We start from the raw sequence: 18,857 nt of genomic DNA, 5'->3' as shown, positions 1-18,857 counted from the left end.
ATCGTTAATTCATATATTTTACAATATTAATACTTAACAAAAACTGGGGAGGTGCGCCATGGAAAAACAGCAATTAATCGAAATCGGACAACGCTTACGTCAACGCCGTCAGGAGCTTGGGCTTACAAGGGAAAAAATGTCCGAGCTTGCAGACATAGGCTCCGGCTATTACGGCCAGCTTGAAATTGGCACATCACAGATGTCCATTGATACGCTTATTAAGCTTTCCCATTCAATGCACCTTCCGATGGAATACATCATTTTCGGCACAGGATATGAACTCGGTGATTCATCAGCAATCATAGACCTGCTTCAGCATTGTTCTCCAAGAGAACTTGCATTGGCAGAAGATGTCTTAAAGCTGTTTTTAATGAAAAATAATTGACATATTGTAAATCTTATTGGTATCATTTTCTTAACCTATTACCGTTATTATAAAAAATTTTTTGTCTGAAAGAGTACACTCTCAGTACACCACTATATACCGCAGCTGTGCTATACTTATTTGCGGAGGTGGAATATTTATGAAAAATACAGATGAGCTGTTAAATGAAATAAAAAACACAAAAAATATTTTGGATTACATAGAACGAAATAAACAGGATATGCAGTTAAACACTCTTACGGAGTGCCTAAACAATTTACTTATTAAAAAGAACGTCAGCATTGCAAATGTAGTAAAAAAGTCAAATCTTAACAAATCTTATGTTTATCAGATTTTCCGAGGAAAGAAATATCCTTCCCGTGACAAGGTTATTGCTCTGGCCTTCGGGCTTGAGTTAAATGCCGACGAAACCCAGAGCCTTTTAAAACAGGCTGGCTTTCGTGAGCTATATCCCCGTGATGTGCGTGATGCACTTCTGCTTTTTGCCATAAACCAGAAAATGTCTATCATCGATGCAAACGAAATACTTTATGATCATGAAATTGAAGTATTGGAATAAATAAAGGTACCGGTCATTCTTAAACCGGTACCTTTTTAGTTAAAGCCAAATATTAAAAAATCGGTGTATCAAAAATATCAAGCTCATACAAATATAAAACCGCAGGTGCATAGGGCTGACATTTATCCGGAGTAATCAGTTCGACCGTTCCGCTCTCATCAATATAGCAAAGGCCCTCAAAGGAGCGATAATGTAACTCGCCTGTTGCAACTGTATATTCCGTCGAAAATGCACCAAAAAGCGGGCTTCCATCCCTGCTATATCCTGTGGAAATAAAGCTATCCAGTGGATATTTTTCCTTTAAATCCGTATATACCTCAACGGCATTTCCGTTAAATACCGGCAGTCTAACGTCCGAGTTTTTGATTGCATCCATATCAGCAGTATCAAAAATCAAATCTCGCCGGGAGCTTAAAACTATGTTCATCGCTTCCTTCATATCCGTATCAGTTGTATATCCCCAAAGCATAAATGCCGAAAATGCCGAAAAACAGACAATAACTGCCGGATACAGCACCCTTCGGCGAAGCTGTCCGAGCCGGATTGCCCATTCTATCTGCAATACATGCCGGTATCGTTTTTTCGGCTCTATTTCCGTACATTTTTTCAATATACGCTTCCATCTCGGCTTTTTTGCTTTTTCTCCGAGCAGCTTACGGAAGGTTATGCCAAGGGCATATATATCCGCACGCTCGTCTGTCTGTGCAAAGCCATATTGCTCAGGCGGTGCATAGCCTCTTGTGCCAAGCAGCCGTGTATCGCTTTCCGCCTCTGCTTTTTCCTCTCTTGCCGCATCGAAGTCTATAAGACGTATATGTCCATCACTGCCGAGAAGTATATTTGACGGCTTAATATCCCTATGGATAATATTATTTTTATGCAAAAACTTCAAAACATCGCAAAGCTCAAAAAGCCATTTTTTTATCTGCTTTTCGGTTGCGGAAACCGTACCTATTGACGAGCCGTTGATATATTCCTCAAATACTATGGTTTCATCCTCCGTATACTTAACCTCATAAAGCTTTGGCAGATACGGATGCGACAAAGCCTTCAACCTCTCATAAATCGCACATCTTCCCTGCAAGTGTTTTTCCACTGCCATACGATGCTTTTCGGAATCATACACAAGGTATACCTTTCCTGTTTTCAGTTCTTCCAGTCGTTCCATCGCCATGCTCCCTGCCCTTCGGTTACATCAAACATTATCAGTATAGCAATTAATGTCAACAAATACAAGCAAACACATTTAAGGGAAATATTTTATACCATAAATGAATACATTTATATTACGAAGGGAGCAATGCCTATGAACAACGCCCAATGCCGAAGCATATTTAAGGATGGAACAGAGCACACCGACAGCAAAGCGGTAACGGAAATATGGATAAAGCTAATCAGCCGTCTTGAAAAATCAAGCCTGCAAACAAATAAAATTCGGGAGGAATAGTAACGGAAAAGGCCGCAATTTACTGCCGATTGTCCGAGGAGGACAAAAACAAGCTGTCTGCCGATGACAACAGCAACAGCATTCAGAACCAGCGTGAGCTTTTGACGCAATACGCCCTTTCCCATGGCTGGGAAATTTACGACATATACATTGACGATGATTACAGCGGTGCAGACCGCAACCGTCCTGCCTTCAGCCGTATGCTTAAGGATGCCGAAAAGCACAAATTCGACATTATTCTCTGTAAAACACAGTCCCGTTTCAGCCGAGAGCTTGAGGTTGTGGAGCGGTATATCAACAATCTGTTTCCGCAATGGGGAATTCGGTTTTTAAGCCTGATTGACAACGCCGACTCCGCAAACGAGGACAATCTTCTTGTAAGGCAGATAAACGGCATTATGGACGAACGGTATCTTGCCGATATGTCGAAAAATATACGCAGTGTTCTTACTCACCGACGGAAAAGCGGATTTCATATAGGCTCTTTTGCATTATACGGCTACAAAAAGGATCCGGAAAACAAAGGTCATCTGATAATTGACGAGGAAGCGGCGGCGGTTGTCCGGGAGGTATTCACGTTATTTTCACAGGGCTGCGGAAAAACGGCCATTGCCCGTACGCTAAACGAAAGAGGTATTCCCAATCCTACGGAATACAAACGTCTGCATGGAATACATTACCGACAGCCAAGGCCTAAGAACAGCACCTTATGGAAATATTTCGCCATTTCAAATATGCTGACAAACGAAATTTACATAGGAAACATGGTACAGGGAAAATACGGAAGTGTATCCTACAAAACGAAGAAAAACAAGCCACGGCCAAAGGCACAATGGTATCGTGTCGAGAACACCCATGAACCGATAATCGACAGAGAGCTATGGGACACCGTTCAGTGTATGCTATCGGAAAAAGCCAAGCCGTTCAGTGCCGGCACTATCGGTTTATTCGCCGGAAAGGCACGATGTGCCGAATGCGGATATACTCTGCGTTCCTTGAAGTCGCATGGAAAATACTATCTGCAATGTCCGAACCACCACATTTCCAAGGAATACTGTGTCGGAGCATTTATCTCCGTTGAGCTTCTGGAAAAAACGGTATTATCGGAACTGCACGAAATTTCCGAGGCATATCTTGACCAAGCCGAGCTTGAACAGCGGTTGAATTTCTGTACTGACCTAAAGGAGCAGAAAATCCGCCTTGAGAAAAGCATACCGGCCTACCAAAATCAAATTGAAAATTATAACAAGGCATTGCGTGAGCTATACATGGATAAGGCTCTCAGCAACATTTCTCAAGAGGAATATTTCGATTTATATAAGCATTTTTCGGACAAAAAGACGCAGTGCGAGCTTTTGATTGACGATACGGAGCAGAAAATACATTCTTTAGACGAGCGTATTGCTTTTAGCGATAACCGCCCGATAATCGAAAAATACATAAATTTCGAACATCTTACAAGGGAAATGGTAGAAATACTGATTGATTATGTTTCCGTCGGCAGACGTATCGAAGGAACAAGAACGATACCGGTTAAAATTCATTGGAAGTTTTGAAAATACTCCTTTTAAAACCATGGGACTCTGTCCCATACCCTGAAACCCTTTAAAAAGGGTTTACCTAAACTTTATTGAAAATCATTTTAACAAATGATTTTCGGGATTGATTATTAGTATTTTTTCCAAAACTATATTTTTTTCCGTTTACCGATTTATAAGTATTAATTGTCAAAAATTTCCTGTATATAATAAAAATAAACAGCAGTCAGCCTTGTATGCTAACTGCTGTTTGATATATCTCTGTTATTATGTTACAGAATATCAGCCCTATACATATAAAACAATAACTGTTTTAATTATATGAAAACAATTCAAATTTTCAACATAAAATAGGTAAAATCGTTTTAAATCCAAAAATATAGTAATATTTTTTCAGCTAAATACATAAAATCTGTTTAACAACAAAACAATTAATGGTTTTATATGCTTTTAATTACTTATTTATGGGCAATAATTGCAACATAGCCTCCGCTTTGGTATCCCGGAACAACATCCTCCGCAACCTCATTTGTATACATCGGGTTTCTTAAAAGTGTCTGATAAAATTCAAAATCATGGAATCCGAGTGTTTTCAAAGCGTCTATTTTCTCCTCAGTTGAATGCCAGACGCCTGCACAGCATAATTCAAGCGGATACGGAAGCTTAGGCATAACGCCTTTAAGATAAGGATGATCAAATGTACCGACATTCTTTGCAAGAAGATACATAAAACCAAATGCACTTTCCTTAGGAACATCGAGAGAAATAAACTTGCCGTTCGGTTTGAGTGCCTTTTTGCAGACATCAAATGCACGCACAAGATCCTCCATGTAGCTTGAACTTCCGTTCAGATAGATAACATCATATGCGTTTTCCTCTAATTCTACGTCTTCAATCGCACCGAACGCAATAACATTAATACCGCGTTTTTTAGCAATTCCGCCCATATCCTGTGAAGGCTCGATTCCTTCGATATTTTTACAGTCTATCATGCTCTCAAACAAGCCGCTTCCACAGCCAACGGAAAGTACACGCTTACCGTCAATATCTCCAAGCACTTTTTGAAACAGGGCAAGCTCACTTTGGAACAGTTTATCGTTTTCCATAAACCAGGCATCATATTTTGCTGCATAACCATCAAATTTAGGTTTCATTTTCATATCTTCCTTTCCGATTATCAAAATTTCAAAGATTAATTTTACACCGTTTAAAATTCAGTTTTTTCATATCCTGTTCTAACCGCAAAATCGACACTAATTACGTTTTTATACCTATTAGCGGAAATTTTCACTAATAATAGCATAAATAAAATATAAATGCAACACTGCTTTTTCAGTATATATTTACCCTTACTTATTACATATTTTTCAGCAAATCAATATAAGCTCAACTAAAAAAACAGTCCGCATTAATAAAATACGGACTGAAAATTATATTAAATTACTTGTTAGCTGTATAAATTGTAACTGTCTTTGTCGCTTCGTCCCAGCTTGTTTCTGCTCCAAGCTCATCAGCCACAAAGCGGATCGGTACATAGGTTCTGTCATTTATTATTACAGGTGCAACGCCATACTTTTCGAGAACAACGCCGACCGTCATCTTTATTTCTTTTCCGTCGATTGTGAGTGTAACCTCTTTTGTTGCCTCATTCCAGTCTGCCGTTCCGCCTAATAATTCGGTTATGACTCTGATGGGAACCATAGTCCTGTTATCTACGATTACAGGGGCAACGTCGTTATAGAATACTCTGTCATTAGCGGACATTTCTATATCGCCTATTGTCATTTTTATTACGTTGCCTTTTTCAATTTCTTTGAATGATGCGTTTACATATACTTTGGATGCGGGCATTGTGAATGTATATGTTCCGTCACCCTTATCCTTCAGCTTGATCTCGTTGCCGTTATTGTCAACAACCTTTACTCCCCTGATTTCGTAATATTTATCAGGTTTAACCGTAATCGTTACTATTGAGTTCTTTGAAGCGGTTTCCTTATCGGACTCAACAATACCGTTATCTGTATCTTCAATAATTACTCTGTAGTTTGTTGCGGAACTGCTTAAGCTTGATGAGCCCCTGCCGGATCTGCTCCAACGTGCGTAAAGAGTAATGTCCTCATTTACAGGCTGTGAGAAATCATATTTTGTCCTTAATTCCTCATCAGAATACCAGCCCTTGAAGCTATATCCGCTTCTCTTGGGATTTTTAGGCTGAATAACAGCTGTACCCTTTTCAATTCTACGGCTGTCCACTTTTGAACCACCGTTTGAATCAAATGTTACCGTTACTCTTTCAACGCCTTCATTTACAACAACCACAGCGGCTGCTCCGGCACCATAGTTTCCTTCCGGATCGGCTTTAACACGAACATAGTATGTTCCGGCTGTAAGGCCTGTTGTTTCACCATTGCCACAATCGGTTACAGTTGCAAATGTCGGGTCTGTTGAATATTCCATATTGACTGTTGTGCCTGTTATCTTACCGTCATTTCCGCCCTTTTCAAAAGGCTCAACACCGACTAATCCGGTAGGTGCGGCGGGAATGATTGCAGCTGCATCTAATTTCATTAATTTACTGCTGATATATGCTCCGCCCGTACTTTCGGCCAGAGATGTTACATAATTAGCAGGAGTTCCGTTTATTGTAACCTTATCTTTTGCATTTGTAAGAAAAAGCTTATATCCCTCTGCGGGCATTACATTGAACGCTAATCTGTAGGATATGCCTGCTTCAAATGTTCCTGTTGCTTCCGGATTGTCTTTTCCGTTTTCAATAATAAATTTAACATCGGAAATTGTTACATTGGGATTTGTTGTTGTAACCTCTGCATCGGCAACATTTTTCCCCACTTCAAAGCCTGTCAGTGTTACGGCTAACTCCGTAATATTATTTTCGGACTCAGATGGAATAGGATCCATAAAGAACATCAATGTATAATATCCTTCTGCATCAGTCCATTTTCCGTCTACATATCCATAGTTTTCCCAGCCGTCTACAATCTGGTCACAATTTCCGTCTCCGTTTACGCTTGTATTATATTTAATAGTTAAAAAGTCATCGAGCACATATCCGTCTTTTGCTTTTATGGAAACATAATTGTAATATTTCTTTTCAGCTTCAAATTTAGCTGTATCTGATATTTTGCCATTGTTATCAGACCAATATCCGGATGGTGAACATAATTCAATGCCCTGTGTGTCGGTAGAAATAACTGCATCTCCGACAGTTTTTCCCACTTCATAGCCTGTTACAACTATATTCACTTTACTTACTTCTATATTTTCAACAGATGTTTCCGTCTCTTTTGTTCATACATTCTCGTCCGCCCATGCCGTTACCGGAGCAAATGAAAGCAACATAACAAATGCCAGAAAAAGGCTCATTATTCCGCCTTTCTTCTTTTTCATAAAATCTCTCCCTTCAAATAAATAAGTTGTATAAACTATATAATTATTTTAAAAACATGCCTCCCTCCATGGCATCAGTGCCTATCCTCGCCCTTGCCATTAAATTTATAATAATATATAATTAGGTTATATTATTGGGTTGGGGCGAATTCTGTTTTCGCTGGCACGTTGCAGAATTTATTGTGCTTTAAAAAAGCGCAAAGGGGTACCCCTATCTCTTTTTGGGAAAGACAAGATTTATACCCTTCTTTTTACTCTTGTAAGCATTATTATACAGATTTATCTGTTTTTGTCCCCGTCAAAAACACTCAAATTGATAGGTGACGGCCAAAAAAATATACTTTTTACATAGGCCCTAAACAATATCCGTGCTTTAAAACTCAGGAGGAATATTATGAAAAAAACACTGCTGTTAATCCTTTCGGTATTAATATTGTTGCTCGGTTTATCCGGCTGCTCAGAGAAAACATCTCTCAGCCCCGATGACCCCGTCACGCTTACGATGTGGCATGTATACGGTGAACAGGTCGATTCCCCTATGAACCGCCTTGTTGATGAATTTAACGAAACCGTAGGTCATGAGAAAGGAATTATCATCGACGTAACACTTATGTCAAACGCATCCCAGATAGGCGAAAAGCTTACTGAGGCTCAGAGCAACACTCCCGGTCTGCCCGATATGCCGGACTTGTTCTTTTGCCATGCGGCAAACGCAGCCTCGTTAGGTGTTGACAATCTTGTTGACTGGAACGATTATTTTACGGAAGATGAAATTGATAACTATATTCCCGAATTTTTGGCCGACGGCATTGTCGACGATAAGCTTGTTATATTCCCCGTCGCAAAGTCCACACTGCTGCTCTTCGTTTCGGGTTCGCAATTCGATCGTTTTTCCGCCGAAACCGGTGTAACCTACGGCAGTCTTGATACATGGGACGGTTTCTTTTCCGCTTCCGAAAAATATTACGAATGGTCGGGCGGAAAGCCGTTCTGCGCCGTTGACTACCCTATTGTCGGCGTAGAGCTTAACGCACTTTCAAAAGGTGCGGGAGAGTTATATACCGAGGACGGCTGGTATGATTTTAACAACGAAATATTCAGGCAGTCCTGGTATGATTTTGCCGACGCACTTGTAAAAGGGCATATAATTGTATCCGATTTATATTCAAACACACAGATTATGACCGGTGAGGTAATTTCCGGCATAGGCTCCTGCGCTTCCATACTTTATTATAATGATACGATTACATATCCCGACAATTCTTCCGAACCGATGGATTTGCAGGTCCTTCCGTTTCCGCAGGCAAAAGGCGGAAATCCGCTTATATCACAGTCAGGCGTCGGTTTATGTGCATACAAAACCGATGAACGCAGGGCCGAGGCAGAGTCTGTATTTGCCCACTGGCTTACGGAAGGCGACAGAAATCTTGATTTTGCGGCACAGACCGGGTATGTGCCTGTAAATAAAGCCTCCTTTGAAAGCCTTGACAATTACGAATTTTCGTCCGATGCGTATAAACAGCTTTACACCGTATTAGGCGAGGAAAGCAAAACAGCAACGGCTTTAAGAATGACGTCACAGCCGGAATACTACAGAAAACTAAACCTGCTGTATAGTGAATTACGGGCAAACCAGACAAGCTATGCCGAAAGGTACAAAAGCGGCGAATCTGCCGATGCTCTTGTAAGCGAAACATGGGAACTTTTCAAAGCTATCAGGTAAGGCGGTGATTTTATGAAGATATTTCACAGCCTTGCAAACAAAAAGCAATCCATGAAACACAAGCTTTTCGGATATATGCTTATATTGGCCATATTTCTTATTGTATTTTTTCTTGCGGGATTGTTCCTTCTCGGAAAGGTAACAAGCCTGAAGAAGGAAACTTACAATACGCTGGATTTTCAAGGAAAGGTCTTTGAACAGCAGCTTAATTCCTACTGCAACGACCTTGCGGTAATGGGGATACAGCTTTCCGAAAATACAACTCATATAATTGAGGATTATATAAATAAAAACGGTATAAGCTTTAAAGACTTCAACGGCTCTAAAAAAAATATAGAAGGCATACAGCCGAAAATGTTTGATATGCTCAATCATAAGCTGTTAGAAACCGACTGTTCCGGTGCATTCATAATCCTTGACGCAACAATAAATCCCGGCTTGGATAATGCCGACAGGTCAAAAACCGGCATATATTTGCAGCAGAGCAACCTGGATTTTTCCGACAACTGTATATTGCTCTACCGCGGCTCTGCCGAATACAGCAAATCTCTCGGCATTATGCCGCATAGGAAATGGCGGCTTGAGTTCAATGCAAACACTTTTCCCAATTATGACGAGCTTATGCTGAACGCATCTCTGCCGCTGTCTACATCATGCCGTATTACAGACATAATTACTTTGCCGGGTACATCTGAGCGGGTAATGCTGTTTACTGTTCCGATAATCGGTTCTGACGGAACGGTTTACGGTCTGTGCGGCTTTGAGATAAGCGAAAGCTATTTCAAAAATATATTTGCACAGCCGTCTAATATAAAGCGGGCCGTATTCTGTCTTAACAAGGACAGCGATAGTCTGGTCGATGCCGAAAACAGCTTCAGCTGCGGCATAACAAGCGGATATTATTTGGCGCCTAAGGGTAAATTCAGTTCAAAAGCAATCGGCAAGGGCTTGCAGGAATATAAAAGCGATGATTATTCATATATCGGCATATCATCCGATATGGATTTGCATTGCGGAAATCAGAAGTTTTCCGTTACCATATTAATGCCGAAGCAGGATTATATTCATTCGGCACGATATAATGCACTCCGGATTGCTTTGCTCATACTTTTGCTTGCTATTGCAGTTATCAGCTGTTGTAATTTTTTCAGCCGGCATTACCTTCTGCCGATAAAGGAAGGCTTAAAACAAATACACAGCAAAGAATACGAAGGTGCAAATTCCAACATATCCGAAATCGAAGACCTGTTTGAATTTCTTGCTGAACAAGACCATAAAAACGAAATTGCTTTAGTTGAAATGGAAACTGCCCTTTCGCAGATAAAGGACGAATATAACGAGGCACAGCAAAAGATTTCAAGGCTTGCCTATTCGAGAAAGAATGAGGTTGATCCGGACAATTATAAACAGTTCTGTAACGGTATAAAAAATCTGTCGCCAACCGAAAGCCTTATTTTCAACTATTATCTTGAAGGTAAAAAAGTAAAGGAAATAATGGAACTTACCGGTACAAAGGAATCAACAATAAGATTTCATAATCGGAATATTTATTCAAAGCTCGGTGTAAATTCATTAAAGCAGTTACTTTTGTATGCAACCATACTCAAGCAAAAAAAGGATAACGAGCAATAAATGCGAAATACGGTATCGCAAAGTCTGCGATACCGTATTTTTGTTTATTTCTTTATAATTGTAACTGTGTTTGTCGCTTCGTCCCAGTCTGTTTCCGCTCCAAGCTCATCAGCCACAAAGCGGATCGGTACATAGGTTCTGTCATTTATTATTACAGGTGCAACGCCGTATTTTTCGAGCACAACGCCGACCGTCATCTTTATTTCTTTTCCGTCGATTGTGAGCATAACCTCTTTTGTTGCCTCATTCCAGTCTGCCGTTCCACCCAACAATTCGGTTATAACCCTTATAGGCACCATTGTTCTGTTGTCAACAATTATCGGAGCAACATCATTATAGAACGCTCTGCCATTTTCAGACATTTCTATACTGCCTATGGTCATTTTTATTACGTTGTCACTTTCTATCTTCTTGAAGGATACATCTATATTTACCTTTGATTCAGGCATTGTGAACGTGTATGTTCCGTCACCGTTATCTGTCAGCTTGATTTCGTTGCCTTTTCTGTCCGTTACCTTTATTGAGCCAAGCTCATAGCCTTCGTCAGCCTTTGGCATAATTGTAACGTCGGAACCTTTTGCCGCATTTGCTTTATCAATAATAACTTCTCCGTTTTCGACAGAAGGACTTGTTACAGCATACTTTGTTGAGCTTACACTGCTTAATGATGAGCCGCCGCCTGAGCTGCTGTTTCTCTTCCAGTTTACCGTAACCGTCACATTGTTGTCCGGCATATCAAATACAATACCTCTCTCCTTAGATTCGCTGTCCTTTAAATACCAGCTTATATCGCTTTCGCTTATTCCTTCGAGCGTAATTCCTTTTAATTTATAACCGCTGCGTTTGCCTATCTGGAGTGCTACTCTTTCTCCGACAGCATAATCCATTGTATATTTCTCTCCGGGAGTTATTCCCATTGTTTCTCCGTAAAGTCCGTAGGCAGTAACAGTATGCTCAACGGCAGGCTGTTTTTCAACCCATGTTATTGTAAATTTTCTGCTCTGATAAAAGCCGTCGCCAATATATGCTCTTATTACATATGTGCCTGTATATGAGCCTTCAAATTCCTCAGTATTACTTACGGGAATCGAAAGCTCTGTGTCTGCCGGCGCAGCTTTCATGCTGTATTTTTCCTGAATAACATTGCCGATTACCTTAAAAAGCTTTACTTCTTCAGCCGGTTTATTTATCTCAAACTTAACATATGCCGTTGCTCCCTTTGCAATATCCGACAAATCGGACGGCTGTTTTGTGAATTCAAACTTTTCTTCCGGAATATCCGGATCTGCGTCTGTTATCTCAAAATATTTTATCGCACCGTCCGGCTTGCTGTATCCTCCCTTTGTCCAATCTCCGTTTTCCGATGTACGCCACCAGTAATCGTTGGCTGTATTTATGCTGAAAAGCTCCAACTCTAACTGTGCGCTTATGTCTTTACTGCCGATATACCTTAAGCTTCCGCTTTTGAAAACAATGCCGCCCTGAATAACAGGCTGAATTGTATTAATCTCGGCATTGCCTCCGTCTACGGTAAGACTTCCCGGCATGCTTACGGATTCTTTTTCTGTTGAATTTATTTTTAATTTGCCCGATTCCAAAATATAGCTGGCATATATAAGAGTATATTTGCTGTTTGTAAGCGTTCCGTTTCCTTCCAATGTAATATTGGCAAATTTTCCACCTGCACCTGTGTTTCCGATAACTCCGTTAAGCTCGTTTGTGCCCTTAAGTCTTACGGTTAAATCACCTACCGAGTATAACGCCGGCTTTTCATAGCTTGTTATTTCTGCATTATCAAGATAAAGCGTATTTTTATTTAAGTCGTAGCTTACGCTTTTATCGCCCAGAACATCATCTGCGTTGTTTTTATTTATTGTTATGCCGCTGACTGCTATTCCGTAGCTTTCCGCATCTTCACTGCTTTCCAGAACTGTTAATTTAAAATGCTTGGTAAAAAGCTCCTTGTTGTCTTTTGAAACGGTTACCGCAAGGTCATATTCACCGACTTCCGCCTTATTGTTTACATAAATATTCATCTGGTTATTATAAAAATAGGTATTTATCTTTCCGGAAGCATTCTCGTCATTAAATTTAGCTCCGGCGAAATAATTATAAGCTCCGTCGCTGTTGTCTATTTCCTTGCCGTTGTCATATATTTTTAAATCATAGATATATTTTAATGAATCTATTGCGGTTTTAGCCGCTCTTTCTATTGAAATTCCGTCTGACACATCCTTGCCCTTTTCGTCAAAAAGCTTAATATTATCGACATTATTCGACTCAGACTCTGTATCGCCTTCCTGCTCCGCTGTAACGTCGTCTGCCGCCATTGCCGCAACGGGAAAAGCGGAAATGCACATAATTGCTGAAATACCGACGCCCAGCAATTTTTTAAAGCTGAAATTTTTCTTCATATTCCCCACCCTTTTAATATTATTTTCTGTTATATATTTTTGTATATATAAAAAGTGCCGCACACGCTGTGTACGGCATTCCTAAAAATAATGCTTCTACCGCACATATACAGTATACGGCGGCAAAATGAAAATATATATTAACTAAAGGTTAGTTTTTGTAATCGAAAAGCTCATACAGCTTTTTTCTTTTTGTTTTTGTATCTCCTTCTATGCCCAGCTTGGCATATATACGGTTTATGTACTGCTTTATTGTGCCTTCGGACAAAAAGCATTTTTCGGCTATCTCCCTGCCCGTAAGTCTTTGTGCCATAAGTGCGGCAATCTGTGCCTCCTTCGGCGTAAGCCCTTCAAGCCTTGACATTCCCAGATTTTTTTCTTTTATGCTCTCCGTTATGCTTTGGCTGTTTAGTGCTATTTCCTTCACTCTGTTTTCAAACTCGCTGTCCATGAGCAGAGCCTTTATATAAATGTAGTTTTCCGCAAAGGGCATATAAAGCTTATCCGGCTTTGAAAGCTCTGTTGCCTTTTCCAGATATTCCTCTGCCTCTTTTCGACAGCCGAGCATTTCGTATGCGGCGGCAGTCTGTATAAGTATATGTATCTCGCAAAGACCGTAAGGAACGGCTCTGCATTGTGCTATGAGCGATTCACTTCTGCCTATAACCTTTGCAAACTCGCCCTGTGCAAGATATACCCGGTTTTCTATCAGATACATCATAGGCTTGCAGGGAGCAAGATAGTTAATGCCGTCCAGCTTATGCTCCTTAAATTCATCGGGTATTTTGTCCGTTTCGCCGATAAGTGCAAAATAATATGCCAATGCACTACGGTATATATTCACAAAAAGCGTATTATGGGTGTCAACGACGTCCTGCTTTCTTTTCTCGAAATCAAACAATGCTATATCCTTTGTGTGCAGGCTTAGCCGCAGTTCGAGAAAATCACAGCATAAATCCATATTTATCTGGCCTTTTTCCTTAACACGCTGTCGTGCCTTTTCAAGCTCAATATGTGCCTTAAGAATATCACCTTGCATAAACGCCGCCTCTGCCTGCATAAGCAACTCCGCACCCTGTCCATGGCCGTCCGTTATACGGTAATAATACGGCATAGATTCGTTCATTGCCGCAAGCTCCTCCGGCAGCTTTCCCGGCTCTCTGTGGAACATCATAAGAACGGACGGCGAACCGAATGTCCATGAGCCGTAGGTGCGTATTGACATAGCCGGACCGGACATCTGCCTGCTTGCACTTCGGTGGAGAGCACTCATTGCCAGAATATCGTTGTAGCACAAAAAGCTCATAATAAGATCACATTCGCCGAGTATATCGCCCTTTTCGGTGTCGCTTAATTCCGTACTTTTCTTAACATATCCTATAAGCATATTTTTAAGCTCAAGCATTTTGGGAATCTGCCGCCATGTGAACAGCCTTCTCATAAGCACAAGCACCGCCCACGGATTTTTGCACATTATGTCTTTGGGACATTTTTCCATAACGTCAAGTACCTCTTTCGGCTCCATAACCGCAAGTGCAACGCCGACGTCCTTTTGTACAGCTCTCAGCCAGCCTTCGTAATCCTCTGCCTTTGCAAAGAACATAAGTGCCTTAAGATATTCCTCATTGGCCTCGTGATACCTTCCGTAAAGTATATAGCAGTTTCTTTTTTCCTCATCCGGCAGAGTATTAAAGCCTTCGTTTGCACAATGCTTGAGCATATGGTGGAAACGGTAATTTTTGTTCGGCAGTCTTGTGATAAAGGCATTTTTCTCTGTCATAGTTTTAAGCAGTATTTCGCTGTCTTTATTTTCGGAAATAAATTCCGCCATTCCGACAGGAAATTCATCGGCAATGCTCATTTTGAACAAAAACTGTTTTTCCTCGTCCGTTGCCGGCTCAATAAGTGCGGATGTTATCGACTCATAAATATCCTCGTTGGCCTCAAGCATTTCACCATGCTGAACATAGGACCGCAAATTGAGATATATCGCCGAAAACCAGCCTTCGCTCAACTGCATAAGCCTTTCGAGCTGTTCCCTTTCAATGGCTATTCCGCATTTTTCGGCATATATTCCTGCCTCCGTAAGGTCAAGCCTTAAGTGCTCAATGCCTATTCTGTGGAGATTTTTTCCAAGCCTGACTATTTCCTCTGCCGGCAGAAATCTGTCCCTCCCGGCAACAATGATATGTACGTTTTCGGGCAATGAATGTGCCAGAGCGGTTATAAATGCCACCGCAGAAGCGTCCTTCATAAGGTGAAAATCGTCAATGAAAATATATATATTCTTTTTAATGCCGGCAAAAAGTCTTTTCATATATTCCGTCAGTATTCCACGGCCTTCCGCATCATATGGATACTGAAATTTTTCTATTTCACCGTCAACAGCCTTAAAGGCCTCCCGGAAGCTGCTCCAGAAAAGCGGTATGCTTTCGGAATATACATTTATTCTTATTACTTTATTATTTCTTTTGTCCAGATTGTTGAGATATCGGTTTATGGCCGTACTCTTTCCGTAGCCCATGGGTGCAACGACCGCAGTAAAAGGCTTTTCGGAAATCAGTCGGAGCTGCTCCTGCATTTTTTCCGATATATATATTGTATTCAGATTTTGCTTTGTTTTAGCCATAGCCGCACCTCACCGTAACAATTTATGGCTATATTATAGCATAGGTTTTGTTTATCGGTATACATTTTAAAATTCCCGATTACGCAAATAAAAAAGAAGTTCAAAAACTTCTTATGTCAGCCTTGCAATATTTCTGCATATAAATTATAATAAGGGCAAGGAAAGCAACCGTTTAAAGCGGTTGGTCTGAAACAGTTTTACCGCTTATCAGCGGTCTTTTTTTATGGTTATAGAGAACTTATGTAACTTAAAGTTATAACACCCATTTACTGTCCTTACGCAATCGCACCGTCTGCTGCCATATCCTCATACAAATCCGTAATCGGATCGCCCTTGCTCTGTATATATGCCGCAGTAAACGGCACTCCCGATGCGGCTGACGGATATACTCCGAGGCCATGAGCTACATAATACGGATCTAAACCTGCCGCCTTAATCTGTTCCTCTGTAAGTCCTCTTGTAAGCTGATGAACCATAGTACCAACCATCTCTAAATGGGCCATTTCTTCCGTAGCGATGTCGTTTAATGTCGCCTTAGCCTGCGGAGTTACCATGGAAAATTTCTGACTGAGATACCGCAGTGTAGCTCCCAATTCTCCGTCTCCGCCGCCATACTGCTCAATAATGATCTTTGCCATGCGTGCGTCAGGCTTTGTTATTTTAATCGGATATTCAAGCTTTTTTTCATAAATCCACATATCAGCAGGCTCCTTTCTCGATATTCACATTAAAACACGCATTCCAAGGCCATGGATTATCAATCCAGCTCCAGCCGTCCCTTGCATATGAACGGAATGAACACAAAGGTCCATATTCTTCCTCATATTTCATTCTGACCTTGTCAGCAGCCTTAATTATACGGTTATATTCGTCCACAGCCTCGCAATCGTCCGGGTGCGTATTCAGATAAAGTCCCAAATCAACTGCCATAAAATCCAACGAAGAAAGACTCTTTAATAACTCATCACGATTCATGGTTACAGACCTCCCGTTTATTTCTTTCAAGTGACGAACCTTTAACATAAGGCATTACAAACTCGCCGAACACTGTGCCACAGGCAAGCGATGTCATTGCCTCCATCGGCTCTGTCCACATCTGCATTGGTACATATGCCTGTGCAAGATTGCCTTTTCGGCAGCGGCTTTTCTTTTCGGGTTCACTTTTTCCGGAACAGCAGTCCGCTGCGGATAAATTATTTAAAAGCATTTCCATTTCAGTTCTCCTTCAAATCACTTTTAACCTATATTATGAAGTAAATTTTCATATGGTTACAAAAAATCCCGTTTCGGTTTTAGTCCAAAACGGGATATATAATCTATCAATCTCTATTATCAAAGGGAACGTATTCTCTCTCGCTCATTACGCTGTTATATGCAGGTCTGATTATTTTATCTACATTAATAAGTTCCTCAATTCTATGAGCACTCCAGCCGACAATTCTGGCAATCGCAAATATCGGTGTATACAGCTCAAGCGGAATATCAAGCATACTGTAAACAAAGCCGCTGTAAAAATCCACATTCATGCTTACGCCCTTATATATTCTGCGTTTATCGGCGATAACCTGAGGTGCAAGCTTTTCTATCATTGAATACAGTGCAAAATCATCATCTCTGTGCTTTTCAAGTGCAAGCTTTTTAACATAGCTTTTGAACACCTCTGCTCTCGGATCGGAAAGCGAATAAACCGCATGTCCCATACCATAAATAAGGCCTTTCTTATCAAATGCGTTCTTATCCACAATTTTTCCGAGATAATTTCTCATTTCGTCCTCATCCTTAAGGTCGGCCACATTCCTCTTTATATCGTTTATCATTTCAACAACCTTGATATTCGCTCCACCATGCTTAGGGCCTTTAAGCGATGACAACGCTGCGGCGATTACCGAGTATGTATCGCTTCCGGCTGATGTTACGACACGAGTTGTAAATGTTGAGTTATTACCGCCGCCATGCTCCATATGAAGCACAAGCGCAACATCAAGAACTCTTGCCTCAAGCTCCGTATAGCTTCTGTCCGGTCTGAGCATCATCAATATATTTTCAGCTGTTGAAAGCTTTTCATCAGGTCTGTGGATATACATACTTCCGTCCAAATCGTAATGGCTGTATGCCTGATAGCCGTAAACCGCAAGCATAGGGAATGTACTTATCAGATTAAGGCTCTGTCTGAGCACATTTTCGATGGACTGGTCTGCCACATTGTCATCATAAGCAGCAAGCGTAAGCACGCTTTTTGTAAGCGAATTCATAATATCGTGGCTCGGAGCCTTCATAATAACATCTCTTGTGAAGTTTGTCGGAAGAGTTCTGCTTTCACCCAAAACTTTTTTAAACTTTTCAAGCTGAGTATTATTAGGCAGTTCGCCAAACAAAAGCAAATAAGCTGTTTCTTCATAACCGAATCTTTTTGCCGAAAAGTCCCTTACAAGGTCAAGCACGTTATATCCTCTGTACCAGAGCTTTCCTTCGCAGGGTACTTTTTCTCCGTTAATCTTCTGGAAGGCTTCTATTCGAGATATATTAGTAAGGCCGGTAAGGACTCCGTTTCCGTTTTTATCTCTAAGACCTCTTTGAACACCATATTCATCAAAAAGTGTCTGCGGAATATAGTCATTATGCTTACATATATCTCCATAGTTTTCGGTAAAATCTAATATACTTTTATTGATTGACATTTTATCGCCTTCCTTCTTAAAATTTATGTCAGCATTACATTTATTCATAGTTTTTATTGCTATTATATAATTACGATAAAATCAAGTCAATGAATATTTTGTGAACATTTATTAAATTAACACTTTAAAACTTCATTTTGTTACAATTAACGACTTTTGATAACAAAAAACAGCAGAAAAAAACCTCCGACATAATCGGAGGTTTTCAAGGCGCTGATCGGATTTGAACCGATGCATAGAGGTGTTGCAGACCTTTGCCTTACCACTTGGCTACAGCGCCATACTTATTATATTATATCACATGAAACAAATAAAATCAAGTAAAATTTTATAATGACCCGACCGGGAATCGAACCCGGGTTACAGCCGTGAAAGGGCCGTGTCTTAACCGCTTGACCATCGGGCCATATTATTTTTTAAGAAGCTCCCCAAGTAGGGTTCGAA

The 18,857-nt window shown here is 40.6% G+C and carries 15 protein-coding genes and 2 tRNA genes; 6 read left to right on the top strand and 11 right to left on the bottom strand.

What is annotated here, in order from left to right; genetic code table 11:
• Positions 1-58 precede the first annotated feature (58 nt).
• Positions 59-385 carry a helix-turn-helix domain-containing protein gene (locus KQI66_RS10350; RefSeq protein WP_216429278.1) on the top strand — a complete coding sequence of 109 codons (327 nt, stop codon included), beginning with the start codon at positions 59-61 and terminating at the stop codon, positions 383-385.
• 139 nt (positions 386-524) lie between these two features.
• Positions 525-944, top strand: coding sequence for a helix-turn-helix domain-containing protein (locus KQI66_RS10345; protein WP_216429277.1), 420 nt, complete (start codon positions 525-527; stop codon positions 942-944).
• 52 nt (positions 945-996) lie between these two features.
• On the opposite strand, the gene KQI66_RS10340 is transcribed toward KQI66_RS10345, so the two are convergent.
• Complete coding sequence (locus tag KQI66_RS10340; RefSeq protein ID WP_216429275.1) at positions 997-2,112, bottom strand: serine/threonine protein kinase; 1,116 nt, start codon at positions 2,110-2,112, stop codon at positions 997-999.
• A 138-nt stretch (positions 2,113-2,250) separates the two neighbouring features.
• On the opposite strand from KQI66_RS10340, the gene KQI66_RS10335 reads away from it, so the two are divergent.
• A complete protein-coding gene (locus KQI66_RS10335; protein ID WP_216429273.1) occupies positions 2,251-2,391 on the top strand; it encodes a hypothetical protein in 141 nt (46 codons plus the stop codon).
• Positions 2,388-3,947, top strand: a complete 1,560-nt coding sequence (locus KQI66_RS10330) for a recombinase family protein (RefSeq protein ID WP_216429512.1) — start codon at positions 2,388-2,390, stop codon at positions 3,945-3,947. The genes KQI66_RS10335 and KQI66_RS10330 overlap by 4 nt, the downstream gene beginning before the upstream one ends.
• A gap of 440 nt (positions 3,948-4,387) precedes the next feature.
• Here KQI66_RS10330 and KQI66_RS10325 read toward each other — a convergent pair whose 3' ends face one another.
• Positions 4,388-5,083, bottom strand: a complete 696-nt coding sequence (locus KQI66_RS10325; protein WP_253287747.1) for a class I SAM-dependent DNA methyltransferase — start codon at positions 5,081-5,083, stop codon at positions 4,388-4,390.
• Positions 5,084-5,369: 286 nt separating this feature from the next.
• A complete protein-coding gene (locus KQI66_RS11525; protein WP_216429270.1) occupies positions 5,370-7,193 on the bottom strand; it encodes a stalk domain-containing protein in 1,824 nt (607 codons plus the stop codon).
• A gap of 538 nt (positions 7,194-7,731) precedes the next feature.
• On the opposite strand from KQI66_RS11525, the gene KQI66_RS10315 reads away from it, so the two are divergent.
• Entirely contained in the window at positions 7,732-9,060 is a 1,329-nt protein-coding gene (locus KQI66_RS10315; RefSeq protein WP_216429269.1) for an ABC transporter substrate-binding protein, read from the top strand.
• A 12-nt stretch (positions 9,061-9,072) separates the two neighbouring features.
• Positions 9,073-10,692, top strand: a complete 1,620-nt coding sequence (locus KQI66_RS10310) for a helix-turn-helix domain-containing protein (RefSeq protein WP_216429267.1) — start codon at positions 9,073-9,075, stop codon at positions 10,690-10,692.
• A 44-nt stretch (positions 10,693-10,736) separates the two neighbouring features.
• Here the strand turns inward: KQI66_RS10310 and KQI66_RS10305 are convergent, their stop codons facing one another.
• The 8 genes from KQI66_RS10305 to KQI66_RS10270 all read right to left on the bottom strand — a co-directional run bounded on the left by KQI66_RS10305 (position 10,737) and on the right by KQI66_RS10270 (position 18,819).
• Positions 10,737-13,106, bottom strand: coding sequence for a stalk domain-containing protein (locus KQI66_RS10305; RefSeq protein ID WP_216429265.1), 2,370 nt, complete (start codon positions 13,104-13,106; stop codon positions 10,737-10,739).
• Between the two features lie 151 nt (positions 13,107-13,257).
• Positions 13,258-15,735: a helix-turn-helix transcriptional regulator gene (locus KQI66_RS10300; RefSeq protein WP_216429263.1), complete on the bottom strand. Its 2,478-nt coding sequence runs from the start codon at positions 15,733-15,735 to the stop codon at positions 13,258-13,260.
• A gap of 275 nt (positions 15,736-16,010) precedes the next feature.
• On the bottom strand, positions 16,011-16,433 hold the full coding sequence (locus KQI66_RS10295) for a manganese catalase family protein (protein WP_216429261.1): 423 nt from the start codon (positions 16,431-16,433) through the stop codon (positions 16,011-16,013).
• Position 16,434: 1 nt separating this feature from the next.
• Complete coding sequence (locus tag KQI66_RS10290) at positions 16,435-16,710, bottom strand: spore coat protein CotJB (protein ID WP_216429260.1); 276 nt, start codon at positions 16,708-16,710, stop codon at positions 16,435-16,437.
• A complete protein-coding gene (locus KQI66_RS10285; protein WP_216429258.1) occupies positions 16,700-16,948 on the bottom strand; it encodes a spore coat associated protein CotJA in 249 nt (82 codons plus the stop codon). The genes KQI66_RS10290 and KQI66_RS10285 overlap by 11 nt, the downstream gene beginning before the upstream one ends.
• A 106-nt stretch (positions 16,949-17,054) precedes the next feature.
• Complete coding sequence (locus tag KQI66_RS10280) at positions 17,055-18,413, bottom strand: citrate/2-methylcitrate synthase (protein ID WP_216429510.1); 1,359 nt, start codon at positions 18,411-18,413, stop codon at positions 17,055-17,057.
• A gap of 208 nt (positions 18,414-18,621) precedes the next feature.
• Positions 18,622-18,693: transfer RNA gene (locus KQI66_RS10275), tRNA-Cys, on the bottom strand.
• Between the two features lie 54 nt (positions 18,694-18,747).
• Positions 18,748-18,819 (bottom strand) — tRNA-Glu (locus KQI66_RS10270).
• Positions 18,820-18,857: the final 38 nt, after the last annotated feature.

Source organism: Anaerotignum sp. MSJ-24, from assembly GCF_018918145.1.
GTDB lineage: Bacteria > Bacillota > Clostridia > Lachnospirales > Anaerotignaceae > Metalachnospira.
This window is presented reverse-complemented; position numbering and strand designations above follow the sequence as displayed.